At 68.0% G+C, this 25,045-nt stretch carries 18 protein-coding genes and 1 pseudogene; 12 read left to right on the top strand and 7 right to left on the bottom strand.

Annotation, left to right across the window (positions count from 1 at the left end; all coding sequences use genetic code 11):
* Positions 1-165 precede the first annotated feature (165 nt).
* From BM060_RS28595 to BM060_RS28570, 6 genes are all read left to right on the top strand, one after another.
* Positions 166-558, top strand: a complete 393-nt coding sequence (locus BM060_RS28595; RefSeq protein ID WP_074985391.1) for a hypothetical protein — start codon at positions 166-168, stop codon at positions 556-558.
* A gap of 117 nt (positions 559-675) precedes the next feature.
* The gene (locus BM060_RS28590; RefSeq protein ID WP_084302025.1) at positions 676-996 is read left to right on the top strand and encodes a hypothetical protein; all 321 of its coding nucleotides are present in this window, start codon (positions 676-678) and stop codon (positions 994-996) included.
* 294 nt (positions 997-1,290) lie between these two features.
* Positions 1,291-2,703 (top strand): TolC family outer membrane protein, encoded by a 1,413-nt coding sequence (locus tag BM060_RS28585; protein ID WP_074985385.1) that lies wholly within the window; start codon positions 1,291-1,293, stop codon positions 2,701-2,703.
* Positions 2,700-4,865 carry a type I secretion system permease/ATPase gene (locus BM060_RS28580; protein ID WP_074985382.1) on the top strand — a complete coding sequence of 722 codons (2,166 nt, stop codon included), beginning with the start codon at positions 2,700-2,702 and terminating at the stop codon, positions 4,863-4,865. Before BM060_RS28585 ends, BM060_RS28580 begins: the two co-directional genes overlap by 4 nt.
* Positions 4,866-4,918: 53 nt before the next feature.
* Complete coding sequence (locus BM060_RS28575; protein WP_074985380.1) at positions 4,919-6,118, top strand: HlyD family type I secretion periplasmic adaptor subunit; 1,200 nt, start codon at positions 4,919-4,921, stop codon at positions 6,116-6,118.
* A gap of 11 nt (positions 6,119-6,129) precedes the next feature.
* Positions 6,130-7,377 (top strand): tetratricopeptide repeat protein, encoded by a 1,248-nt coding sequence (locus BM060_RS28570; protein WP_074985378.1) that lies wholly within the window; start codon positions 6,130-6,132, stop codon positions 7,375-7,377.
* Between the two features lie 190 nt (positions 7,378-7,567).
* On the opposite strand, the gene BM060_RS28565 is transcribed toward BM060_RS28570, so the two are convergent.
* On the bottom strand, positions 7,568-8,290 hold the full coding sequence (locus BM060_RS28565; protein ID WP_074985376.1) for a substrate-binding periplasmic protein: 723 nt from the start codon (positions 8,288-8,290) through the stop codon (positions 7,568-7,570).
* A 140-nt stretch (positions 8,291-8,430) separates the two neighbouring features.
* Between BM060_RS28565 and dnaX the strand changes: the two genes are divergently transcribed.
* From dnaX to BM060_RS28545, 4 genes are all read left to right on the top strand, one after another.
* Positions 8,431-10,542 (top strand): DNA polymerase III subunit gamma/tau, encoded by a 2,112-nt coding sequence (gene dnaX, locus BM060_RS28560; protein WP_074985374.1) that lies wholly within the window; start codon positions 8,431-8,433, stop codon positions 10,540-10,542.
* A gap of 43 nt (positions 10,543-10,585) precedes the next feature.
* A complete protein-coding gene (locus tag BM060_RS28555) occupies positions 10,586-10,912 on the top strand; it encodes a YbaB/EbfC family nucleoid-associated protein (RefSeq protein ID WP_009619439.1) in 327 nt (108 codons plus the stop codon).
* Positions 10,913-11,208: 296 nt separating this feature from the next.
* A complete protein-coding gene (recR, locus tag BM060_RS28550; protein WP_074985372.1) occupies positions 11,209-11,805 on the top strand; it encodes a recombination mediator RecR in 597 nt (198 codons plus the stop codon).
* Between the two features lie 105 nt (positions 11,806-11,910).
* On the top strand, positions 11,911-13,059 hold the full coding sequence (locus BM060_RS28545; protein WP_074985370.1) for an acyl-CoA dehydrogenase family protein: 1,149 nt from the start codon (positions 11,911-11,913) through the stop codon (positions 13,057-13,059).
* Between the two features lie 418 nt (positions 13,060-13,477).
* Here BM060_RS28545 and BM060_RS28540 read toward each other — a convergent pair whose 3' ends face one another.
* Both BM060_RS28540 and BM060_RS28535 read right to left on the bottom strand, forming a co-directional pair.
* The gene (locus tag BM060_RS28540) at positions 13,478-14,362 is read right to left on the bottom strand and encodes an SDR family NAD(P)-dependent oxidoreductase (protein WP_074985368.1); all 885 of its coding nucleotides are present in this window, start codon (positions 14,360-14,362) and stop codon (positions 13,478-13,480) included.
* Positions 14,359-15,943 (bottom strand): annotated as a pseudogene (locus BM060_RS28535) (flavin-containing monooxygenase). The gene BM060_RS28540 and the pseudogene BM060_RS28535 overlap by 4 nt, the downstream one beginning before the upstream one ends.
* A gap of 78 nt (positions 15,944-16,021) precedes the next feature.
* Here BM060_RS28535 and BM060_RS28530 point away from each other — a divergent pair.
* Positions 16,022-16,711, top strand: coding sequence for a TetR family transcriptional regulator (locus BM060_RS28530; RefSeq protein WP_009619444.1), 690 nt, complete (start codon positions 16,022-16,024; stop codon positions 16,709-16,711).
* Between the two features lie 224 nt (positions 16,712-16,935).
* Here the strand turns inward: BM060_RS28530 and BM060_RS28525 are convergent, their stop codons facing one another.
* A complete protein-coding gene (locus BM060_RS28525; RefSeq protein ID WP_074985364.1) occupies positions 16,936-17,766 on the bottom strand; it encodes a metal-dependent hydrolase in 831 nt (276 codons plus the stop codon).
* A gap of 452 nt (positions 17,767-18,218) precedes the next feature.
* Positions 18,219-19,148, bottom strand: a complete 930-nt coding sequence (locus BM060_RS28520; RefSeq protein ID WP_074985361.1) for a LysR family transcriptional regulator — start codon at positions 19,146-19,148, stop codon at positions 18,219-18,221.
* A gap of 166 nt (positions 19,149-19,314) precedes the next feature.
* Between BM060_RS28520 and BM060_RS28515 the strand changes: the two genes are divergently transcribed.
* The gene (locus BM060_RS28515) at positions 19,315-20,523 is read left to right on the top strand and encodes an acyl-CoA dehydrogenase (protein WP_074985359.1); all 1,209 of its coding nucleotides are present in this window, start codon (positions 19,315-19,317) and stop codon (positions 20,521-20,523) included.
* Positions 20,524-21,198: 675 nt separating this feature from the next.
* On the opposite strand, the gene BM060_RS28510 is transcribed toward BM060_RS28515, so the two are convergent.
* Together BM060_RS28510 and BM060_RS28505 are read right to left on the bottom strand one after the other, a co-directional pair.
* Positions 21,199-23,313: a putative bifunctional diguanylate cyclase/phosphodiesterase gene (locus BM060_RS28510; RefSeq protein ID WP_074985357.1), complete on the bottom strand. Its 2,115-nt coding sequence runs from the start codon at positions 23,311-23,313 to the stop codon at positions 21,199-21,201.
* A gap of 34 nt (positions 23,314-23,347) precedes the next feature.
* Positions 23,348-24,979 carry a methyl-accepting chemotaxis protein gene (locus BM060_RS28505; protein ID WP_074985355.1) on the bottom strand — a complete coding sequence of 544 codons (1,632 nt, stop codon included), beginning with the start codon at positions 24,977-24,979 and terminating at the stop codon, positions 23,348-23,350.
* Between the last annotated feature and the right edge of the window lie 66 nt (positions 24,980-25,045).

Below are 25,045 nucleotides of genomic sequence, written 5' to 3'. Positions count from 1 at the left end.
TTGTATTTTTATGGCCTTTTGCCAGGAAATCTGAATGGCGATTTAGTTCGCCGATTTAAGGTTGTCATGGGTATTTCCATACAGAACAATCACCTGGTCGCGCCACATAAGTGGTAGCGCAGCAAGAAAGCCAACATAAGCACTCAATGTGCAAGGAGTATGAAAATGCAAGAGTTGAACATGCAAGAAGTAGAAATGGTCGCCGGTGCCGGCATCTTCGAAGATGTCTTCGGTCGTATTGGCGCCGCCATCATGCTGATTCCGCTGTCCCTCAGCACCGGCGTGGCGAAGGGCGTGGTGACCGGTGGTTCGGTGGGCGGCATTCTGGGCGTCGGCGTCGCCAGCGGTGCCTTCGGTGGCGTCATCGGTGGCGTTCTCGGCGTTATCCATGCCGTTACCTATGGCCTGGTGAATGGCTGGGGCATGTCGCTGGAAACCTTCAACGCCAACGCCGAAGGTTGGTGGAGCATGAACGTTCCGGCCCCGCAGGTCGGCCAAGGCGGCGGTCTGCTCGGCAGCCTGGTGGGCGGCGGCGGTTCCTCTACCGGCCCGCGTTGATCCGGCATCGAGCCGAATGAATGCCACCGCCTGGCTGGGTGGCATTCCCATCTGTTCGGTGGAACAGGGAGCCTGCCGGTATCCGGCAGGCTCCGCTATGCGCTAGATGATGGAGGCATGATGAAAGAACTCGATGGGCAGGAACTGGAAATGGTCGCCGGCGGAGCCTCCTCCGGTTTCCTCGACAGCATAGGCGGCGCGCTCTTCGGCACCTTGAGCGGTGCGCTGGGGGGCATCACCCAGGGGCTCTCCAGCCTGCTGGGCGGCAACCCGATCGGCGCTATCCTCAACGTCACCGTGGGCACGATCTTCGGTGCCATCTCCGGGTTGTTCACCGGCCTGGCACAAGGGACTTCCTCGCAACTTCAGTCCTTGGGAAATCTCTGGAGCAATCCGTTCTCCGGCAATACTTCCGGCTCTGGAAACGAGCCGCGCTGATATTGTTATTACGGCGCCTTTTCGAAGAAAGCCACTGCCTTGGCAGTGGCTTTTTTTATTGCCGGAAGATGGCCTGTTTTGTTTTCTTTAAATATATCAATCAGAATTTTCTTATTTTTTACGATAAGAGATTTCCTACAAGTCAGGATGGGTTTATCCACTGTCTGGTTATTCGTGTCGCGTAATAGCCTATTGCCCGATCCTTTTGTGGTCCGAGGCTTTTTCAGGATATTCCCGAAGAATGTCCACGACCTGACTCGTAGCATTGCGGCTCGATTTTTCAGGGTGGTTCAGATGTTTCTCAACAAATTGCATTGGGGTGCGCTGGCCTGGCTGGCATTCACCCCGCTGGTGGTCTTCGGCGCGGAGCCGGAGGGCAAGGGCGGCAAGCGCCTGCTCTGCCAGCCCGAATGCGGGTGGCAGGATACCCCGCGGAAGAAACTGGACCTGTCGGTCGACCACCTGACCCGCGACTGGCAGCCGTCGGACGCCGGGGCGGGGCAGGGCGGCGCCCTGGACCTGTGGCACGCGGTCAGCCTGGCGGTGCAGACCTACCCGTCGATCCGCGATGCCGCGGCCCAGCTCGGCCAGCAGCGCGAGGCCATCAACGTGGCCAGGGCCGGCTACCTGCCGACCATCCAGACCGGCCTGAACACCGGCAAGCAGGGCGCCTACGGCAGCGGCCAGAACCTGTCGCTGTCCGCCTCGCAGATGGTCTACGACTTCGGCAAGGTGGCCAACGCGGTCAAGGGCGCCGAAGCCGGCGTGCAGGTGCAGCGCTTCCAGCTGATGAGCGAGGTGGACGAGGTCGCCCGGCAGTCGGCCCAGGCGCTGATCGAAGTCGCCCGCTACCGCGCCCTGCGCGACAGCGCGCGGACCCTGGTGGACGGCCTGCAGCGCCTGCGCCAGCTGGCCCGGCAGCGCGCCAGCGAAGGCGCCAGCACCCAGGCCGACCTGATCCAGGCGCAGTCGCGGGTGGAGGCGGCCGAGGCCTCGCTGCTGGCCGTCGAGACGCAGCTGCGCCAGCAGAAGAGCAAGCTGCGCACCATGATCGGCCGCGAAGTGAGCGAGGCCGCCGTGGACGTGCCCGCCGGGCGCCTGCAACAGGCCGTGCGGCTGATCGAGCCGAACCCGCGGATGCCGGTCGGCGTGCGCATGGCGGTGGCCGAGCGCGAGGAGGCCGAGGCCCAGCTGTCCCTGGCGCGCTCCAACACGCGGCCGACCTTCACCGTCGACGGCGGCGTCAACAAGTACTTCGGCAATGCCGGCGACATGGCCGGCGAGCGCGTCTACACCCTGACCCTCGGCGTCAAGCACGACCTCTTCGCCGGCGGCGCGCCCTCGGCGCGGGTGCGCGGCGCCGGCCAGGCGCTGCGGGCGGCCGAGGAGCGCCTGCACACCCGGCAGCTGGAGGCCCGCGACCAGTGGGTCGCCCTGCAGGAACAGATGGGCGGCCTCGACGAGCGCCTGCGCGTGCTCGCCGACCGCCAGAAAAGCATCGTCGACACCCAGCGCCTGTACCGCGAGCAGTACCTCTCGCTGGGCACCCGCACGCTGCTCGACCTGCTCAACGCCGAGCAGGAGATCTACCAGGCGCAGAGCGATTCGGTGAACGCCCGCCACGACTTGTGGAGCGCCCAGGTGGCCTTCATCAACGCCACCGGGCGGATGCACGACGTCTTCCAACTCGAGAGTGATTCCCTATGACCGCGCAAGCGCAACGCCCGGAGGCCGTCAGCAGCCCCTGGCTGGAAGCCATGCTGATGGTGGCCCGGCATTACCGCCTGGACGTTTCCGAAGAGCGCGTCCGCGTCGGCCAGCAATGGCGCCAGGGCCAGGACCTGGACGGGCAACTGCAGCACATGGCCCGCGACATGGGCCTGACGCTGCGCGCCGAAGCCCTGGACAAGGGCGTGCTCGACCCCTGGCGCCTGCCGGTGCTGGCGCAGTTCTCCGGCGGCCAGGTCGGCATCATCGAAAGCATCGACGGCCAGGGCCGCGTCGGCGTGCGCCTGAGCGGCGAGCAGGGCGTGCTGCAGGCCCTGCCGGCAGAGGAAGTGGTCGAGCGGGTGGAGCGCGTCTACTGCCTGCGCCCTGAAGTCGCGGTGGCCGACGTGCGCGTCGACGACTACATCAAGCCCTACCAGCCCAACTGGTTCTGGAGCCTGGTGCTGCGCGACTGGCGGCGCTACGGCGACGTCATGCTCGCCTCGCTGGTGGCCAACGTCCTGGCCCTGGCCTCCATGCTGTTCTCCATGCAGGTGTACGACCGCGTGGTGCCGGCGCAGTCCGAGCCGACCCTCTGGGTGCTGTTCGGCGGGGTGCTGCTGGCGGTGCTCATCGGCTTCGGCATGCGCCTGGCGCGCACGCACATCTCCGACCTGATCGGCAAGCGCGCCGACCTGCGCATTTCCGACCGCGTCTTCGGCCACGCCCTGCGCCTGCGCAACGAGGCCATGTCCAAGTCCACCGGCTCGTTCATCTCGCAGATCCGCGAGATGGAGCAGGTGCGCGAACTGATCACCTCGACCACCCTGGGCGCGCTGGCCGACCTGCCGTTCTTCTTCCTGTTCCTGGTGGTGCTCTGGTCGGTGGGCGGGGTCATGGCCCTGGTGCCGCTGGCGGTGCTGCCGCTGCTGCTGATCCCCGGCCTGCTGGCGCAGAAGCCGCTGGCGCGGCTGTCCAAGGAAGGCATGCGCGAGTCGGCGATCCGCAACGCCATCCTGGTGGAGGCGGTGCAGGGCATCGAGGACGTCAAGCAGCTGCGCGCCGAGCAGCGCTTCCAGAACCAGTGGAACCACCTCAACGAGGTCTCGGCCACCGTCAGCATGCGCCAGCGCTTCATCTCCGGCGCGCTCATGGCCTGGACCCAGGAAGTGCAGACGCTGGTCTACGTGCTGGTGGTGCTGGTCGGCTGCTTCCAGGTGATGAGCGGCGACATGACCACCGGCGCGCTGATCGGCATGTCCATCCTGTCCTCGCGGATGATCGCGCCGCTGGCGCAGATCTCCGGGATCATGTCGCGCTGGCAGCAGGCCAAGGTCGCCCGCGAGGGCCTGGAGGAGCTGATGCAGCGTCCGGTGGAAAGCGCCGAGGGCGGCAAGCGCCTGCACCGCCCGGTGCTGCACGGCGACTACCAGCTCGAAGGCGTGCGCTTCCGCTATGGCCAGGACGACAAGCGCGCGGCCATCGAAGTGGGCCAGCTGCGCATCGCCGCCGGCGAGAAGGTGGCCATCCTCGGCCGCAACGGCGCCGGCAAGTCCAGCCTGCTGCAACTGCTGGCCGGCATGTACCGGCCGCAGGAGGGCAGCTTGCTGCTCGACTCGCTGCGCCTGGAACTGATCGACCCCTACGACGTGCGCCGCGACGTGGCCTTCCTCAGCCAGCAGGCCAACCTGTTCTTCGGCACCCTGCGCGACAACCTGACCATGGGCCGGCCCAACGCCAGCGACGAGGAACTGCTCGAAGCCCTGCGCCTGAGCGGCGCCCTGGGCATGGTGCAGGCGCTGCCCGACGGTCTGGAGCACATGGTCCAGGAGGGCGGCCGCGGGCTTTCCGGCGGCCAGCGCCAGAGCCTGCTGCTGGCCCGCACGCTGCTGCGCCAGCCGCGTGTGCTGCTGCTCGACGAACCCACCGCCTGGCTCGACGAGGTCGGCGAGCAGGGCCTGATCCGCCACCTGGAGCCCTGGCTGGCCTCGCGCACCCTGGTGGTGGCGACGCACCGCCCGGCGGTGCTCAAGTGGGTCGACCGGATCATCGTGGTCGACAACGGCCGCGTCGTCCTCGACGACACCAAGCAGGCGGTGCTGGCCAAGCTCGCCGGCGGGCCGGCGGCCAAGCCCGGCGAGAAGGCCCCGGCCGTCGCCTGAGCCGCCACTGAATTCGCAGAGGACGCGGGCCCTGGCCCGCGTCGGGAGTGATCATGCAAGCCAATTCGATTCAAGCGCCCGGGGCCGCGCCCCTGGCCCCCTACTTCCAGGCGAAGGAGCGCGCGCCGCGCGCCGCCTGGCTGATCTGGAGCGTGCTCGGCGGCATGCTGCTGCTGTTCGCCTGGGCCTACCTGTTCGAGCTCGACGAAGTCTCCACCGGCACCGGCAAGGTGATCCCCAGCTCCCGCGAGCAGGTGGTGCAGTCCCTGGAGGGCGGCATCCTCGCCGAGCTGCGGGTGAAGGAGGGCGACCGCGTCGACGCGGGGCAGGTGCTCGCCCAGCTCGACCGCACCAAGACCGAATCCTCGGTGGGCGAGAGCGCCTCGCGCCTGCGCGCCGCCCTGGCCATGGCCGCGCGCCTGCGGGCGGAAGTGGACGGCGGCAAGCTGGTGTTCCCGGCTGAAGTGCTGGAGGAGCCTGACCTGGTGAAGTCCGAGACCGCCCTGTACCAGTCGCGGCGCGACAGCCTGCAGAAGAGCCTGAAGGGCATCAACGAGGCCCTGGCGCTGGTCGACAAGGAACTCAAGCTGACCACGCGCCTGGCCGAGATCGGCGCGGCGAGCAACGTCGAGGTGCTGCGCCTGAAGCGCCAGGCCAACGAGCTGGAGCTCAAGGCCACCGAGACGCGCAACCAGTACTACGTCAAGGCCCGCGAGGAGCTGGCCAAGGCCAACGGCGAAGTGGAGGCGCAGCAGTCGGTGACCCGCGGGCGCGCCGACTCGCTGACGCGCCTGACCGTGCTCTCGCCGGTGCGCGGCATCGTCAAGGACATCGAAGTGAACACCGTCGGCGGCGTCATCCCGCCCAACGGCCGCTTCATGGTCATAGTGCCGGTGGAGGACCAGTTGCTGGTGGAGGCGCGCATCTCCCCGCGCGACGTGGCCTTCATCCACCCCGGGCAGCGCGCCACGGTGAAGATCAGCGCCTACGACTACGCCATCTACGGCGGCCTGGAGGGCAAGGTGACGCACATCTCGCCGGACACCATCCAGGACGAGGTACGCCGCGACCAGTACTACTACCGGGTGTTCGTGCGCACCGAGACCGACTCGCTGCAGAACAAGGAAGGCAGGAGCTTCCCGATCTTCCCCGGCATGGTCGCCACGGTGGACGTGCACACCGGCAGCAAGACCGTCTGGGACTACCTGACCAAGCCGCTCAACCGCGCCCGCGAAGCGCTGCGCGAACGCTGAGGAGGGCAAGCATGGCCAAGCAACGCACGCCCAGCTACCGCGAACGCCGCGAGGTCGAGGCCGCCGGCCGGCGCGCCAGCGCCTTCTACGCCCAGGGCCGGCACGAGCAGGCCCTGCAACTGTGCCTGCAGACCGCCCGGCGCTGGCCGCAGCTGGCGGTGGCCTGGACCGACGCGGCGGTGAACTGCATCAAGCTGGAGCGCTGGCAGGAGGCCATCGAACATGCCGGCCGCGCCCTGGCCGCCGGCGGCGACAGCCTGGCGCTGTTCGACGCCCTGTCCCACGCCCATTGCGCCCTGCGCCAGTGGCACCAGGTGCGCCGCCATGGCCTGCACGCGCTGAGCCTGCGCGAGCGCCAGTTCGGCGTCGAACCGCCGATCGCCCATGCCCTGCCGGCATTGCCGCCGCCGCCCAGCGCCGCCACCCGCGAACGCAACGTCATCGCCTTCTCGCTGTTCGGCGCCAGCGCCAAGTACTGCGAGACGGCGGTGCTCAACGTGCTGGAGCAGCCGCGCATCTACCCGCACTGGACCTGCCGCTTCTATATCGACGACAGCGTGCCCGAGGCCATCGTCCGCCGCCTGCTCGACAACGGCGGCCAGGTGGTGCGGGTGGACGAGGCCGAGCGCCAGTGGCCGGGGGCGATGTGGCGCTTCCTCGCCCTGGACGACGCCCAGGCCCAGCGCATCCTGTTCCGCGATGCCGACTCGGTGATCAGCGAGCGCGAGGCCGAGGCGGTGGCCCAGTGGCTGGCCAGCGACAAGCACTTCCACGCGCTGCGCGACAACGGCACCCATACCGAACTGCTGCTGGCCGGGCTCTGGGGCGTCGTCGGCGGGGCGCTGCCGCCGCTGGCGCAACTGGCCCGGCTGTTCTTCGCCGAACCGGTGGCTTCTCGGCATTTCGCCGACCAGCACTTCCTGCGCCGCTACGTCTGGCCCTACGCCCGGCGCAGCCTGCTGCAGCACGACTCGATGTTCGGCTTCCTCGACGCCGCCGGCTTCCCCGGCGGGCCCATGCCGGACGACTTCCACGTCGGCTACGCCGAAGGCTCGCCCCGCTTCGAACTACCCTGCGCCCTGGCCGAAGGCAGCCGGGTGCGCTGGACCCTGTACCGGCGCGAAGGGGAGGGCGAGCAGGCGATCTGCGACTACGCCGCCACGGTGAACGCCGGCGCGGTGCACGGCCACATCCCGGCACGCTACGCCGAGTGGATCCGCCGCGGCGAAGCCCGCATAGCGGTGGCCCCGGAAGCGTAGGGCGTACAACCGTTCGCGGTTGTACGCCGCTTCACCTTCCTCATCGTCAACGCCATGGCCGACCCTGGCGCTCCCTACAAGGATGCCCAGGCTCGCCCCCGAGCGGGGTTCGGCCAAGGCCAAACGGCGGATAACGCGGAGCGTTATTCGCCCTACGCCAGGCCCGACCATGGCGTGTGGCGCACGATCGTCAGCGATAGTGATCGAGAATGCGCTCGATTTCCCCGGAGGCCTTGAGCTCGGCCAGGGCGTCGAGCACCGCCTGGGTCGGCAGTTGCGGATCGTCCAGGACCATGCAGCCCAGTTCGGCCTGGTCGAGCTTGGCTGCGGGGTAGAGGCGGTGCTCGGCCGGCCGCTGGAGGTTGAACCAGTTCAGCGCCACCTCGCTGGACACCGCATAGTCGTAGCGCCCGGCTTCGAGCTTCTTCAGCACCAGCTCCTGGTTGCGTGCATCGTCGCGGTGCAGGCGCCCGCTGGCGAACGACAGCTGCAGGTAGGGGTAGGCATAGCCGAGGACTGTGCCGACGCTTTGCCCGGCCAGCGTGGCGACGTCCACCGGGGCCCGCTCCCGGGCCACCAGCAGATCGCGCTGGGTCATCAGCGGCACGCTCCAGCGGTAGTCGCGGAACTCCTCGCTGAGCCAGGCCGGGGCGATGTAGCAGCGCACATCGATGCTGTGGCTGTGCAGGGCCTGTTCCACCCGGGCCCGCGGCAGGATATGGAAGGACGGGGCCATGCCGACCTTGTCCGCGGTGCGGGTGAACAGCTCGAAGAGGATACCGCCGGTCAGTTGGCCGTCCTCGACCTGCGCCAGCGGCATGGCCCAGCCCTCGATCACCGAGAAACTCAGCTGCCGGGGATCGGCCTGGGCCAGGCCGGCGACCAGCAGGAGGGCGGGGAGGAGTGCGCGCATTCGGGCTCCGGACGTGCGGAAGCAGGACACAATGCCTGTTTCGGAGGGTTCTTGCCAAGCCTGGCCCGGCATCGGGTGCAATTTCCGGTCCTCTTCGCTAGGATTAGCCCACTTCCGCCTACCAGCTGCGATGGATTTCAATGAGTTATCAGGTTCTTGCCCGCAAATGGCGTCCGCGTTCGTTCCGCGAAATGGTCGGCCAGACCCACGTCCTCAAGGCCCTGATCAACGCGCTCGACAACCAGCGCCTGCACCACGCCTACCTGTTCACCGGGACCCGCGGCGTGGGCAAGACCACCATCGCGCGCATCCTGGCCAAGTGCCTGAACTGCGAGACCGGCGTCAGCTCCACCCCCTGCGGCCAGTGCTCGGTGTGCCGGGAGATCGACGAGGGCCGCTTCGTCGACCTCATCGAAGTGGACGCCGCCAGCCGCACCAAGGTCGAGGACACCCGCGAACTGCTGGACAACGTGCAGTACGCGCCGAGCCGCGGGCGCTACAAGGTCTACCTGATCGACGAAGTGCACATGCTCTCCTCGCACTCGTTCAACGCCCTGCTCAAGACCCTCGAAGAGCCGCCGCCCCACGTCAAGTTCCTGCTGGCCACCACCGACCCGCAGAAGCTGCCGGTGACCATCCTCTCGCGCTGCCTGCAGTTCAGCCTGAAGAACATGCCGCCGGAACGCGTGGTGGAGCACCTGACCCACGTGCTCGGCGCCGAGAACGTGCCCTTCGAGGAAGACGCCCTGTGGCTGCTCGGCCGCGCCGCCGACGGCTCCATGCGCGACGCCATGAGCCTGACCGACCAGGCCATCGCCTTCGGCGAGGGCAAGGTGCTGGCCGCCGACGTGCGCGCCATGCTCGGCACCCTCGACCACGGCCAGGTCTACGGCGTGCTCCACGCACTGCTCGAAGGCGACGCCCGGGCCCTGCTGGACGCCGTGCGCCACCTGGCCGAACAGGGCCCGGACTGGGGCGGGGTGCTGGCCGAGATTCTCAACGTGCTGCACCGCGTGGCCATCGCCCAGGTGCTGCCGGACGCCGTCGACAACGGCCAGGGCGACCGCGACAAGGTGCTGGCCCTGGCGCAAGCGCTGCCCGGCGAGGACGTGCAGTTCTACTACCAGATGGGCCTGATCGGCCGCCGCGACCTGCCCCTGGCGCCGGACCCGCGCAGCGGCTTCGAGATGGTGCTGCTGCGCATGCTGGCCTTCCACCCGGCCGATGGCGGCGCGCCACCGAGGTCACCGCTAAAGGACCTGGGGATCAGCACGGCCACGGCTGATTCCAACCGCAACCCAGTGGCCGGCGCCGCCGTTGCGGCGCCGGCAGCCGCTGCCAGCGTGGCGAGCGTGCCGGTGGTGTCCACCGTGCCCGCCGCCGTTGCCCAGCCGGCACCCGCGCCGCAGCCTGTGGCGGCTCCGGCTCCGGCTCCGGCTCCGGCTCCGGCTCCGGTGGCTGAGGTTGCGCCCGAACCTGCGCCGGCGCCTGTCGTCGAGGCCGCGCCGGCACCCGTCGAGCCCGCCCCGCAGGTCGCGCCCGTCGAGGTGCCCGTAGTCGAAGCGCAAGCCGCCGTGGCTGAACCGGCGCCCGTCGTCGACCTGCCCTGGGAAGAACCCGCCGCGCAGCCGCCGGTCGAGCCCGAACCTGCGCCGGCGCCCGAGCCCATTGCGGCGCCCGAACCGGCGCCTATCGCCATGGCCGACAGCGAGGACGACGACCGCGACGAAGAGCCGCCGCCGGCCGAGGACTACTATGAAGTCGACATGGATTCGCTCAGCTACCTGGAAGGCGGCGACGAGTCGCAGGCCAGCGCCCAGCCCGAGCCCGAACCGGAACCGGCGGCCCTGCCGGCCACGGGCCTGGCCGCCGAGTGGCTGGACCTGTTCCCGCGCCTGGGCCTGGGTGGCCTGACCGCGAGCATCGGCGCCAACTGCACCCTGGTCGCGGTGGAGGGCGACACCTGGCACCTGCACCTGGACCCGGGGCAGAGCGCGTTGTACAACGCCACCCAGCAGCGCCGCCTGAACGACGCGCTGAGCCAGTACCACGGGCGCACCCTGACGCTGGAAGTGACCATCCAGAAGCCCGAGCAGGAAACCCCCGCCCAGGCCGCGGCGCGCAAGCGCGCCGAGCGCCAGCGCGAGGCTGAGCGTTCCATCGAGGCGGACCCGTACGTGCTGCAGATGCGCCAGCAGTTCGGCGCGGTGGTCCGCACCGGTACCATCGAACCCCTGGCGGCGAAGGCCTGAAGGCCGGCGCCCAACCAACCCTGAACGACAGAAGGTGATCGAGATGATGAAAGGTGGCATGGCCGGCCTGATGAAGCAGGCCCAGCAGATGCAGGAAAAGATGCAGAAGATGCAGGAAGAGCTGGCCAACGCCGAAGTCACCGGCCAGTCCGGCGCCGGCCTGGTGAGCGTGGTGATGACCGGCCGGCACGACGTCAAGCGCGTCAGCCTGGACGATAGCCTGATGCAGGAAGACAAGGAAATTCTCGAAGACCTGATCGCCGCCGCGGTGAACGACGCCGTGCGCAAGATCGAGCAGAACAACCAGGAGAAGATGGCGGGCATGACCGCCGGCATGCAGCTGCCCCCCGGCTTCAAGATGCCCTTCTAAGGTGAAGGTGCCGCCCAGCGGGCACCCATGACTGCGTTGCGAGCGGTGCCGGACATGCTCATTTACTGAAGTAAACTCCGCTGTCCGACACCGCTCGCGCCTTGTCCTGAGTACCCTCTGGTCGCCCCGGAACTCCTCCTGCCCCGTAGGATGGGTGGAGCGAAGCGATACCCATCACCACGACCGCATGGGTTTCGTAAACTCGACCCATCCTACGAAAGGCACTTCGGCGCAGCCGGCAAGATAGTTGTGCCTACGACGTTCATCCCTTCCTGAATCCCGAGACCGGTTCCCCCATGAGCTTCAGCCCGCTGATCCGCCAACTCATCGACGCCCTGCGCATTCTCCCCGGGGTGGGGCAGAAGAGCGCCCAGCGCATGGCGCTGCAGTTGCTGGAGCGTGACCGCACGGGCGGGCTGCGCCTGGCCCAGGCGCTGACCCAGGCCATGGAAGGGGTAGGGCACTGCAAGCAGTGCCGCACGCTGAGCGAGGAGGAGCTGTGCCCGCAGTGCGCCGACCCGCGCCGCGACGACTCGCTGCTGTGCGTGGTGGAAGGCCCGCTGGACGTGTTCGCGGTGGAGCAGACCGGCTACCGCGGACGCTTCTTCGTGCTCAAGGGCCACCTCTCGCCGCTGGACGGCCTGGGCCCGGAGGCCATCGGCATTCCCGAGCTGGAAGCGCGGATCAAGGCCGGCAGCTTCGCCGAGATCATCCTCGCCACCAACCCCACGGTGGAAGGCGAGGCCACCGCCCACTACATCGCCCAACTGCTGGCCGGCAGCGGCCTGGTGCTCAGCCGCATCGCCCACGGCGTGCCCCTGGGCGGCGAGCTGGAGCTGGTGGACGGCGGCACCCTGGCCCACGCCCTGGCCGGGCGCCGGCCGATCGTCTAGTTCAGAGGCATCGGGCCGAAACGGCCCAGGCGATGGCGCAAGTCTCGCCTTGAAAACCAAGCAAGCGCTCGGTAAGTTTTCAGGCAACCCGCCTGGAGGCCCGCCATGTCCGCATTCACCGATTACTTCGACGACAGCCACCGCCTGGTCCGCGACTCGGTGCGGCGCTTCGTCGAGCGGGAAATCCTCCCGCACATCGCCGATTGGGAAGAAGCCGAGGAGTTCCCCCGCGAGCTCTACCGCAAGGCCGGCGAGGCCGGCATCCTCGGCATCGGCTACCCGGAAGCCTACGGCGGCAGCCACGAGGGCGACCTGTTCGCCAAGCTGGCGGCCAGCGAGGAACTGATGCGCAGCGGCTCCGGCGGCCTGGTGGCCGGCCTGGGCTCGCTGGACATCGGCCTGCCGCCGCTGCTCAAGTGGGGCCGTGCGGAACTGCGCGAACGCATCGTGCCGCAGGTGCTGGCCGGCGAGAAGATCATGGCCCTGGCGGTCACCGAGCCCTCCGGCGGCTCCGACGTGGCCAGCCTGAAGACCCGCGCCGTGCGCGACGGCGACCACTACCGCGTGACCGGCAGCAAGACCTTCATCACCAGCGGCGTGCGCGCCGACTACTACACGGTGGCGGTGCGCACCGGCGGCGAAGGCTACGGCGGCGTCAGCCTGCTGCTGGTGGAGAAGGGCACCCCCGGCTTCACGGTGGGCCGCAAGCTGAAGAAGATGGGCTGGTGGGCCTCGGACACCGCCGAGCTGTTCTTCGACGACTGCAAGGTGCCGGTGGAAAACCTGATCGGCATGGAGAACATGGGCTTCGCCTGCATCATGGCCAACTTCCAGAGCGAGCGCCTGGCCCTGGCCACCATGGCCAACATGACCGCCCAGCTGGCCCTGGAAGAAGCCCTGAAATGGAGCGCCGAGCGCGAAGCCTTCGGCAAGCCCATCGGCAAGTTCCAGGTGCTCAAGCACCGCCTGGCGGAGATGGCCACCCAGGTGGAAGTGTCCCGCGAGTTCACCTACCGCCAGGCGGCGAAGATGGCTGCCGGACAGAGCGTGGTGAAGGAAATCTCCATGGCCAAGAACTTCGCCACCGACGTTGCCGACCGGGTGGTCTATGACGCAGTGCAGTTGTTGGGCGGCATGGGGTATATGCGCGAGAGCCTGGTGGAGCGGTTGTATCGCGATAACCGCATCCTCTCCATCGGTGGGGGGACGCGGGAGATCATGAACGAGATCATCGCCAAGCAGATGGGGTTGTGAGGGGGCGGGCATTTCGTAGGAGCGAGCTTGCTCGCGAACAATGGCGTTACCTGGCTGCTCTGGTGTGTGGTTCAACCACGCCCCTCTCCCTAACCCTCTCCCTGAAGGGAGAGGGGACCGTTGGGCAGAGTTGGGTGTTCTGGAGTCAGCCGGCAACTCCAGCGGTTTCCGGCTGAAACCATTCCTTCTCTCGGCACGGACTAGCCCCCTCTCCCTTCAGGGAGAGGGTTGGGGAGAGGGAGCGGAGTCAACCTCAAACACCGCAGCCGCCGGGAAACGCCATTGTTCGCGAGCAAGCTCGCTCCTACGAAGAGCGAAGAGCGAAGAGCAAGACACCCCGTAGGATGGCGTTGAGCGAAGCGATACCCATCAAGAAAAAAGCCCGCTCCAAGGAACGGGCTTCTTCTTTCACCACCCCCTACTTGACCTCATACCCCTCCGACCGCGCCTTGCCCTTCGGCGCAAAACGCGCCGCCAAACGCATGCTGACGGTAACCACCTTCTGGTACCACACCGGCAACACCCGCAGCATCACATCGATGGCATGTGCATCCGCGCCGATGAGGATGCGCCGTGCGTCACGCTCCACGCCGAGGATGATCACCTGGGCGGCCTTGTCCGGGGTGGTGCGCAGCAACTGGTCGTTGAACTGCTGGCGCGCGGCGTTGGCGTTCTGCCCGGTGACCTTGGCCAGGCTGTCGTTCATCCGCGCGGTGCGGGCGATGTTGGTCTTGATCCCGCCGGGGTGCACGCAACTGGCCGAGACCGCGCCGCCTTCCATGTCCAGCTCCTGGCGCAGCGACTCGGTGAAGCCGCGCACGGCGAACTTGGTGGCGTTGTAGGCGCTCATGCCCGGCTGCGAGAACAGCCCGAACACACTGGAGACGTTGACGACGTGCCCCTCGCCGCTGGCCTTGATGTGCGGCAGGAAGGCCTTGGTGCCGTACACCACCCCCCAGAAGTTGATGTTGGTGATCCACTCGTACTCTTCGTACTCGCTGCCTTCCACGGTGCCGGCATGGGCCACCCCGGCGTTGTTGAACACCAGGTTGACCTTGCCGTGCTCGGCCACCACCTTGTCGGCCCAGGCGTGGACCTGCTCGCGCTCGGCGACGTTGACCACCTCGGTGGAGATGCGCACGCCGTAGGAGGCCAGGGCCTGGCGGGTTTCCTCAAGGCCGCTGGCGTTGATGTCGGCCAGCGCCAGGTGGCAGCCGCGCGAGGCCAGCTCGCGGGCCAGGGCGCGGCCGATGCCGGAACCGGCGCCGGTGATGGCGGCGACTTTGTTCTCGAAGGACTTCATGCCGGGACCTCCTCGGCGCGGGGTTGCTGGGTGACTGCGGTTTCCTCGAACGGCCTGGCCTTCAGATGATAGGCGGCGGCGTCGAAACTGCGGGTGAGCAGGCGGAAGCGCCAGGTGAAGCCCGGCCACAGGGTGCAGTTGCGCCCGCTCACCGGGTGCAGGTACCAGCTCTTGCAGCCGCCGGTGTTCCACACGCTATGGTTGAGCCCGCGCTGCAGCTTGAGGTTCCAGCGCTGCTGCTCGTCTTCCTTGACCTCCAGGCTGAGCAGCTCGCGGCGCTGCATCAGCTTCAGCGCGCCGAGCACGTAGGCGATCTGCGACTCGATCATGTAGACCATGGAGTTGTGGCCCAGGCCGGTGTTCGGGCCCATCAGGAAGAACAGGTTGGGGAAGCCGCGGGTGACGGTGCCCTTGTAGGCTTCCGGGCCCTGCGGCCAGGTGTCCAGCAGGTCCACGCCGCCGCGGCCGAACACGGTGCCGCGGGGGATGGGGTCGTTGGCGGTGAAGCCGGTGCCGAAGATGATCGCGTCCACCTCGCGCTCCTGGCCGTCGGCGGTGACGATGCTGTGCTCGCGAACCTCGCGGATGCCGTCGGTGATCACCGAACTGTTCGGCGCGGCCAGCGCCGGGTAGTAGTTCGGCGACATCAGGATGCGCTTGCAGCCGATGGTGTAGTCCGGGGTCAGCTTGCGGCGCAGTTCCGGGTCCTTGACCTGCTGGTGGATGTAGCGCACCGCCAGCTTGCCGATCATCTTCATCGCCCAGGGCGCGAAGGTGAAGCCCAGCACGCGGCCTTCGAGCATGCTGTAGAGCGCGCCGCGCCAGAGCTTCTGCACCAGCGGGAAGTGCTTGAAGCGCGCGCGCTCCTTGTCGCTGATGGCGCGGTCGGGCTTGGGCAGGATCCACGGCGCGGTGCGCTGGTAGAGGTCCAGCCTGGCCACCAGCGGCTGGATTTCCGGGACGAACTGGATGGCCGAGGCGCCGGTGCCGATCACCGCCACGCGCTTGCCCTTCAGGTCGTAGTCGTGGTCCCAGTGCTGCGAGTGGAAGGCGTGGCCCTTGAAGCTGTCCAGGCCCTTGAGGTCGGGGGTCGAGGGGATCGACAGGGCGCCCATGCCGGAGACCACCGCCTGGGCGGTGTAGTGGTTGCCGGCGGCGTCGTGCAGGTGCCAGAGGTCGCGCGCCTCGTCCCACTCCAGGCGCTGGATCTCGGTGTTCAGCAGGGTGCGGCCTTCCAGGCGGTACTTCTTCCAGCAGTTCTCCAGGTAGCCGCGGATTTCCGGCTGGCGGGCGAACATGCGCGTCCATTCCGGGTTCGGCTCGAAGGAGAAGGAGTAGACGTGGGACTGCACGTCGCAGGCGCAGCCGGGGTAGTTGTTGACCCGCCAGGTGCCGCCGACGCCGGCGTCCTTCTCGAACAGCAGGAAGTCGTCCTCGCCCTGCTGGCTGAGGCGGATGGCCATGCCCAGGCCGGAGAAACCGGTGCCGATGATGGCCACCTTGCAGTGTCTGACCGCGGCAGTCTTAGGTTGAGTTCCCATTTACCTGGCTCCTGTTATGCTTGTGTGCAGGCGTATACAACTGTCTACGTGCTGCCAATGTAGACATCTGTATACTTCGCGGGCAACCAATCTTTAGGGTGGGCGAGGTGGGGCAAGGATGAGTCTGGAACCGGACGCGGTAACACAACGCCAGGATGCACCGGGCAAGCGCCTGCTGATGGAGGCGGCGCTGCGCCTGGCCTCCAGCCGGCGCAGCCTGAGCAGCATCGGCCTGCGCGAACTGGCCCGCGAGGCCGGGCTGAACCCCAACACCTTCTACCGCCACTTCGCCGACGTCGATGACCTGGGCCTGGCGATCATCCGCGACATCGCCACCCAGCTGCGCCAGCCGCTGCGCGAACTGCGCCGCGAGGCGGCCGGGCGCGCGCCGGCGGCGGGCGGCGCGGCGGCCACCCCGCTGGGCCTGGACTTCGCCCGCGGCCAGCGGGTGTGCGAGGAGACGGTGCGGCTGTTCTTCGACTTCGTCGAACGCCACCCCGAGGCCTTCATCATCGGCGTGCGCGAACTGCACGGCCCCTCGGCGGTGCTGCGCGAGGCGCTGGGCCAGGTGATGGACGACTTCGGTGCCGACATGGCCGAGGACATCGCCCTGTTCCGCCTGCTGCCGGAGGTGCCGGCGCAGGAGGTGGCGCAGCTGTCGCGGCTGATCAGCCGGCAGCTGTTCCAGCTGTCGCTGGATTACCTGGAATTGCCGGAAGGGCAACGGGGCGAGGTCTGCGCGCTGGCGGAGCGGCAGGTGCTGTTGTTGTTCACCGGGGCGGCGGTGTTGCAGGCGTTGGGGGTGTAGAGCCGCCCGCGCCGAGCTGCTCTTCGTAGGAGCGAGCTTGCTCGCGAACAGATTCCGCTGCGGGGTTTGTTCGCGAGCAAGCTCGCTCCTACGAGAAGCCGTGCCTGCTCGTGCCAAGGAGTGGATTCGTCAAAGCCGTGGCGATGGGTTTCGCCAGCACCTGTAGGAGCGCGCCCTGCGCGCGATTCGCGGGCAGGGCCCGCTCCTACAGGTGAAGGGGCAGCTCAACCAGCGAAGTCGAGTTTGTCCTTCCAGTACTTCTCCAGCTTCTTGGTGTCGTGGTCGAAGGGGTGGAAGCCGGGGCGGAAGTAGTCCAGCCAGGGCAGCACGAGCTGGGTGAAGTAGCCGTTGCGCAGGCCGAACAGGGTGACCAGGCCGTGCTTCCAGCTGCGCCAGTTGAACAGCTGGCGGTCGCGGCGCAGCAGGTGGATCTGGAAGCCGCCGATCACGCCGAGGAAGATCACTGTGGTCAGCAGCATCACCGCGGTGCGGGTGAAGTAGCCGCCGTACACCTGCTGGTAGACGTCGTAGGCCACCGCCTTGTGCTCGTTCTCCTCGATGGCGTGCCACATCCACAGCTTGTACATCTTCGGCGAACGCATCTGCGTGCTCAGGTCCTCGCGGCGCAGCAGGCGCTCGGCCATGGTCGCGGTGAAGTGCTCCAGGGCGCAGGTGATGGCCAGGTCCTGCTTCTTGGTGGTGACCTTGCTGATCGCGCCGAGCAGGTGCTTGATGCGCAGCTCCAGGCGTTCCAGGTCGATGCCGTGTTCCTCGGCGTATTCGTTGTAGGCCGCGTGTTCCTTGGAGTGCATGGCTTCCTGGCCGATGAAGGCGGACACGTCCTTCTGCAGCTGCGGGTCCTGGATGCGGTCGCGCACGGCGCGCACGCTGTCGACGAAGAACTTCTCGCCATAGGGGAACAGCGAGGACAGGTTGTTCATGAAGTGCGACATGAAGGGTTGATCGTCCCACCAGTACTTCGGCGTCTCGGTGAAGCTGAAATCCATGCGCCGGACGGGGAAGTGGGCGCGGAGCGGTTCGGTCTGGACGTTCATGGGCGACTCCTTGTTGTTGTTCGACGAGCCCCGGCGGCGGCATGGACAGGCAGTGGCGCCGGCGGGGCGGAGGGCCTGACACGGTGAATGTGTCATTGGTTGATGTAATTGTTGGAAGGATTGTCGGACAAGGGAGAGGTCCGATCCGGCCATGGCCCGGTGAAATGCGGCCAAGCGAGGGCCGGCCCGACCTTGGATAGGGGGAAAGGGGGGCAGGGGCGGGAGAGGTGTTACCGGGGGCGTAGGGCGGATAACCGTTCGCGGTTATCCGCCGCCTCACCGTGGCCGGTTCTCGCGCGGCGGGGTTCCGGAAACCCTGGCCGATTACGAAATCGGCACTACCGGGCCTATGGTGCGTGGGGCGACGGCGTACAACCGCGAACGGTTGTACGCCCTACAATGCGCGTTTGGGGGGGCGGCGGGCGTCGAGGTTGCCGGCGGCTCCAGGGGCTTCAGGACTGCTGCGCTTCCCGCGCCTCGCGGGCGGTGACCTGCTGGCACAGATCGATCAGTTGCTCGCGCATCCAGCGGTTGGCCGGGTCCTGGTCGGTGCTCTCGTGCCAGTACAGGTGGGTTTCCAGCTTGGGCACGTCGCTCACCGGCAGGTCCACGTAGTGCAGGCTGTGGTGGCGGGCGAAGCGCTCGGGCACCGTCACCGCCATGTCGGTCTGCTGCACCACGTTGGAGGCCATCAGGTAGTGCTGCGAGCGCAGGGCGATCTTGCGCTGCAGGCCCATCTTGCCCAGGGACAGGTCGATGTAGCCCAGGCCGCTGCGGCGGCTGGAGATCTGGATGTGCGTCAGCGACAGGTACTCCTCCAGGCTCAGCTTCGGCCTGGCCAGCGGGTGGCCGTGGCGCATGGCGCAGACGTAGCGGTCTTCCATCAGCTTGACGTGGCGCACCTGCGGGTCGGTGTTCAGCGGCGCGTCCACGGCGAAGTCCAGGCGCCCGGCGGCCAGTTCCTTGGTGGTCTCGCGGCGCTTGGAGAGGAAGCTCTCGATGTGCACGTTGGGCGCCTGGCGGCGCAGGCGCTGGAACAGCGGCGGCAGGATGATGGCCTCGGTGAGGTCGGTCATGCTGATGCGGTAGGTCTTGCTCGCCTGCTGCGGGGTGAAGGTGCGGCTCTCCTGCACCGACACGCGCAGCAGCTGCAGGGCGTTGCGCACCGGGCCGATGATGTTCTGCGCCATGGGCGTGGGCACCATACCCTGGGCGGTGCGCACGAACAGCGGGTCGTTGAAGGTCTCGCGCAGGCGGGCGAGGGCGTTGGACACCGCGGGCTGGGTGATGCCGACGATCTGTCCGGCGCGGGTGAGGTTGGCTTCGGTGTAGATGGCATCGAAGACGATGAACAGATTCAGGTCGACCTTGTTCAGGTTCATCCCGTGGCTCCGCTTGTCATTGTTGTGGCCGGATCATACCCGGGATGGCGGACCATCATGCGGGTTATGAATGTTCATTGATTCGGATAATAGGCTAGGTAAATCGTGCTGCCTGTTCTAGCATCTTCCTCGACACAAGACAAACCCCTGCCAGAAGGTAGCCCCCATGGATTTCGCCTATTCCGCCAAGGTCCAGGATCTGCGTGAACGCGTCACCGCGTTCATGGAAGCCTATGTCTATCCCGCCGAGAGCGTCTTCGAGCAACAGGTAGCCGAAGGCGACCGCTGGCAGCCGACCCAGGTCATGGAGGACCTCAAGGCCCGCGCCAAGGCCGAGGGCCTGTGGAACCTGTTCCTGCCCGAGTCCGAATACGGCGCCGGCCTGACCAACATGGAGTACGCCCCGCTGGCGGAGATCATGGGCCGCTCGCTGATCGGCGCCGAGCCGTTCAACTGCTCGGCCCCGGATACCGGCAACATGGAGACCCTCGTCCGCTACGGCAGCGAGGAACAGAAGCGCACCTGGCTGGAACCGCTGTTGCGCGGCGAAATCCGTTCCGCCTTCGCCATGACCGAGCCGGGCGTGGCTTCCTCCGACGCCACCAACATGCAGGCCAACGCCGTGCGCGACGGTGACGAGTGGGTCATCAACGGCCGCAAGTGGTGGACCTCCGGCGCCTGCGACCCGCGCTGCAAGGTGATGATCTTCATGGGCCTGACCAACCCGGACGCGCCGCGCCACCAGCAGCACTCGATGATCCTGGTGCCCAGCGACGCCCCCGGGGTGAAGATCCTCCGCCCGCTGCCGGTGTTCGGCTACGACGACGCGCCCCACGGCCACGCCGAGGTGCTCTTCGAGAACGTCCGCGTGCCCTACGAGAACGTGCTGCTGGGCGAAGGCCGTGGCTTCGAGATCGCCCAGGGCCGCCTCGGCCCGGGCCGCATCCACCACTGCATGCGCTCCATCGGCATGGCCGAGCGCGCCCTGGAACTGATGTGCAAGCGCGCCACCAGCCGCACCGCCTTCGGCAAGCCGCTGGCGCGCCTGGGCGGCAACATCGACCACATCGCCAACTCGCGCATCGAGATCAACCAGGCCCGCCTGCTGACCCTCAACGCCGCGTACATGATGGACACCGTGGGCAACAAGATCGCCCAGAGCGAGATCGCCCAGATCAAGGTGGTGGCGCCCAACGTCGCCCTGCAGGTGATCGACCGCGCCATCCAGATCCACGGCGGCGCCGGCGTCTCCAACGACTTCCCGCTGGCCTACTGGTACTCCATGCAGCGCACCCTGCGCCTGGCCGACGGCCCGGACGAAGTGCACCGCATGGCCATCGGCAAGTACGAGATCGGCAAGTACATGAGCAAGTGAGTGCTGGTTGGTAGCTGAGGCCCCATGTGGGTCGCAGGAACGCCGTTTCTCCGAAAGGGAAGCGGCGTTTTTGTGTGTGGACCTCGTTCGGGCGGTTTTTTGTAGGAGCGAGCTTGCTCGCGAACGGGGTTTCCCGGTGGCGCAGGTGCTGGGCTTGAGAGCGCCCTCACCCCAGCCCTCTCCCGGAGGGAGAGGGGGCCGTTCGGAGTGGGCGGTGAATCCGGCGTCATCCTGAAACGTAGGGCGTATAACCGTTCGCGGTTATACGCCATAGCCTAACGGGGTTTCCCCGGTGGCGCAGGTGCTGGGTTTGAGAGCGCCCTCACCCCAGCCCTCTCCCGGAGGGAGAGGGGGCCGTCCGGAGTGGGCGGTGAATCCAGAGTCATCCTGAAACGTAGGGCGTATAACCGTTCGCGGTTATACGCCGTAGCCTGTAGGAGCGAGCTTGCTCGCGAACGGGTTTCCAGGTGGCGTAGGTGCTGGGGGTTGAGAGCGCCCTCTCCCCAACCCTCTCCCTGAAGGGAGAGGGGGCTGTCCTGAGTGGCTTGGAGGTCAGGCGCCATCCTTCCCCCCGTCATTCCCGCGAACGCGGGACGCGGCTCCATCGCGAACAGCGCTTGCGCTGGCCCGAAGGGGAATAACCCAGTGTTCGCGAGCAAGCTCGCTCCTACAGAATCACCCCGCCAACTGCCTCGCCTTCAGCCATGCCGCGAACCCTTCGGCCGGTAGCGGCGGGGACAGCAGGTAGCCCTGGGCCACCGTGTAGCCCTGGGCTTCGAGGATGCGCAGTTGCTCGGGGTTCTCGATGCCCTCGGCGACCACCGTCATGCCCAGGCTGCGGCCGATGTTCAGCACGGCATCGCTGAGGGTGCGGCTGGTGCTGTTGCTCTCCAGGTCGCGGACGAAGCTGCGGTCCAGCTTCAGTTCCTGCACCGGCAGGCGGTTCAGCCGGGCCAGGCTGGAGTAGCCGGTGCCGAAGTCGTCCAGGGCCAGGCGGATGCCCAGTTCGTGCAGCTGGTCGAGCACGCCCAGGGTGTCGCTGTCGGCTTCCATCAGTGCGCTTTCGGTGATTTCCAGGGTCAGGTCGGTGCCGTGCAGGCCGTGTTCCTCCAGGGTGCGCAGCACCGCGACGGGCAGTTGCGGGTCCTGGAAGTCGCCGGCGGAGAGGTTGACCGATATCTCCGGCACCTGCAGGCCCGCGTGGCGCCACTCGGCCAACTGCCGGCAGGCTTCGCGCAGCACCCAGCGGCCCAGTTCGATGCTCAGCCCGCATTCCTCGGAGAGGGGGATGAAGCGCTCCGGGGAGATGTTGCCCAACTGCGGGTGGTGCCAGCGGGCCAGGACCTCGGCGCCGCGCAGGCGGCCCGCGCGGATGTCCACCAGCGGCTGGTAGTTCAGGTGCAGGCGCTGCCTGGCGAGGGCTTCGCGCAGGGCGCTCTCCAGCGCCACGCGTTCCTGCGCCAGGCGTTCCAGTTCCTCGCTGAAGAACACGTGGCCACCGCGGCCCTTGCCTTTGCCCTTGGCCTGGTTCATCGCCATCGCCGCGTGGCGCAGCAGGCTCTGGAAGTCCTCGCCATCCTCCGGGAACAGGCTGATGCCGATGCTCGCCGAGGGGTTGTGGGGCGCGCCGGCGACCCGCCAGGGCGCGTCGAGCGCGGCCTTCAGGCGGGCGAGGTGGACGCTGGCCGCCGCGCGGTCGCAGCCCGGCAGCAGGACGACGAACTCGTCGTTGGCCTGGCGCCCGACGTGGTCCTCGTCGCGGCAAGCCTGACGCAGGCGCCGGGCGATGGTGCGCAGCAGCTCGTCGCCGGAGGGGCGGCCGAAGGAATCGTTGATCTGGCGGAAGCGGTCCAGGCCGATGTACAGCACCGCCAGGCCCTGCCGGCGCTCGGCGGCGCCGGCCAGCTCGGCGCTGGCCAGGTTCTGCAGCAGGTGGCGGTTGGGCAGGCCGGTGAGGTCATCGTAGTAGGCGAGCTGGTGGATGCGCGTGCGCGCCTGGTCGCGCTCCAGCACCAGCGCGCAGAGGTGCGTGCAGATGTCCAGCAGGCATTGTTGCGTCGCGCAGGGCGCCTGTTCCCCCCGGCCGTAGCAGACGAAGCTGCCGATCAGCTGGCCGGCGCTGGAGCGGATCGGCGTGATGCTGCAGCTGCGCAGCTCCGGCGGCAGCAGGTGGCGGTAGGCGGACCACAGCGGATGGCGCTCGACCTCGCCGGCCCAGGCGCCCTCGCTGCCCGGGCCGTCGCCCAGGGGCAGGCCGTCCAGGGCCTGCAGGTAGGCGGGCGGCAGGCTCGGCCCGGCCAGCGGGTGCAGGCGGCCTGCGTTCACCCGCAGGACCGAGGCGCTGGTCCGCGGCAGCAGCCGTTCGATCTCCAGGCAGGCCGCTTCCATCAGGTGTTCCGGCGGCTCGTCGCGGGCCATGCCTTCGAGCAGGCGGTCCAGCAGCACCTCGTGGATTTTCGACTGGGTGATCTCGGTGAGCGCCAGCAGCTGCAGGTCGGGCTCGCCGGTGGCGCGGTTCAGCCCGGTGCTGGCGATGCCGCACCAGATGCGCCGGCCGTCATGGCAGCGCACCAGGGCTTCCACGCGGCCGTTGGCCGCCGGCTGCGCGTCCACCAGTTCGTCGAACGGGCGGCCCACCAGGCTTTCCGGGGCATGGCCGAGCAGCCGGCCGAAGGCGCGGTTGCAGTACAGCAGGCGCTGCCCGTCGTCGTTGATGCAAAGAGCGGTCTCGGCATGCTCCAGGGCTTCGGAGAGCATCCGGGGGAGGTCGGGAATACTGCGGATCGGCATGCTTGCACTCCGGCCTGGTGGTCGAGGAACGGGGCTAGAGCTTGAAGCGCAGCACCATGTCGTTGAGCTCCACCGCCAGGCGCGACAGCTCGTGGCTGGCGGCGCTGGTCTGCTGGGCGCCGGCCGCGGCGCGGGTGGACAGGTCGCGGATGTTCAGCAGGTTGTGGTCCACCTCGCGGGCCACCTGGGCCTGTTCCTCCGCGGCGCTGGCGATGACCAGGTTGCGCTCGCTGATCTGGCCGATGGTCTCGAACACCTGCTCCAGGGTCTGCCCCGAGGCGCGGGTGCGTTCCAGCGTCGCCCGCGAGCGCTGGGCGCTTTCGTTCATGGATTCGACGGCGCGCCCGGTGCCCTGCTGGATTTCCTCGATCATCTGCTCGATTTCCTGGGTCGAGTCCTGGGTGCGGTGCGCCAGGGTGCGCACCTCGTCGGCGACCACCGCGAAGCCGCGCCCGGCTTCCCCGGCGCGCGCCGCCTCGATGGCGGCGTTGAGGGCGAGCAGGTTGGTCTGCTCGGAGACCGCGCGGATCACGTCGAGCACCTTGCCGATGCCGTTGGCCTGGGCCTCCAGCGTCTGCACGTGCTGGGCCACGGCCTGGATGCCGTCGGCCATGGCGCCGATCTCCTCCAGGGTGGTGCGCACCTGGTTGCGGCTCTGCTGGGCGAGCTGGTTGGAGGCCTGGGAGGTTTCCGAGGTGGCGCTGGCGTTGCGCGCCACTTCCTCGGCCGCGCTGGTCATCTCGGTGACGGCGGTGGCCGCCTGTTCCAGCTCGCGGTGCTGCTGGCTCAGGCCCTGGTTGCCGTCCTCGGTCACCGCGCTGAGCTCCTCGGCGGCCGCGGCCAGGCGGCTGGCCGAGGCGGAGATGCCGCTGAGCATGCCGCGCTGGCCGTCCTGCATGTGCCCCAGGGCGCCGAGCAGTTGGCCGATCTCGTTGTCCGCGCCGGCCGCGATGCCTTGGCGCAGGTCGCCCAGCGCCAGCCGGTCGCAATGCTCGCCGGCCTCGCGCAGCGGGGCGAGCACGCAACGGGCGATGAACCACCAGCAGGCGCCGAGCAGCAGCACCGCCAGGCTGGCCAGGGCGATGGCTTCCACGCGCGCCATGGCGTAGCGCTGGTGGGCGTCGAGCATCACCGCCTGGGCGTGCGCCTCGATCCGGCTTTCGAAGGCCAGCAGCGCCTGGTCGAGGCGGTCGTTGGCCTCGCGCGCCTTGAGGTTGCTCTGGATGTAGCCGCTCTCCGAGCCGGCGCGCAGCACCTGCATCTGCTCCACCAGCACCGCGTTGTAGTCGTTGAAGGCCGCCTGCAGCGCCTTGCCCTGGGCCTGCCAGTCCGCCTCCTCGCCATTGGACTGGCTGAAGCGGGCGAAGCTCTCGCCGGCCTCGCGGAACAGTTCCTCGCTGCGCTGCACGCTGACGCGGGCCTTGTCGGCATCGCCGGCGCGCGCTTCGAGGAAGGCGCCGGCCATGGCGATGCGCGCGCGCAGCAGGCGTGCGTAGGCTTTCTGCAACTGGTTGTTGCGCTCCACCGCCACGCGGTTCAGCGACTGGATCTGCTGGTCGCTGCTGCGGGCGCTGTTCCAGCCGGTGAAGATCGAGAGCAGGAGGGCGGCGGCCAGGGCGGCCAGGACGATGAGCATTCCCGTGCGTATTTTCAGCTTGGACAACATTGCGGACTTCCTTTCGTGGCAAACCACCATCGGACCGGCTGCGCCATGGGGGCGAAGTGATGGCAA

This window comes from Pseudomonas citronellolis (genome assembly GCF_900112375.1).
GTDB lineage: Bacteria > Pseudomonadota > Gammaproteobacteria > Pseudomonadales > Pseudomonadaceae > Pseudomonas > Pseudomonas citronellolis.
The sequence above is the reverse complement of the archived record's forward strand: the minus strand, read 5'-3'. Positions and strand labels throughout refer to the sequence as shown.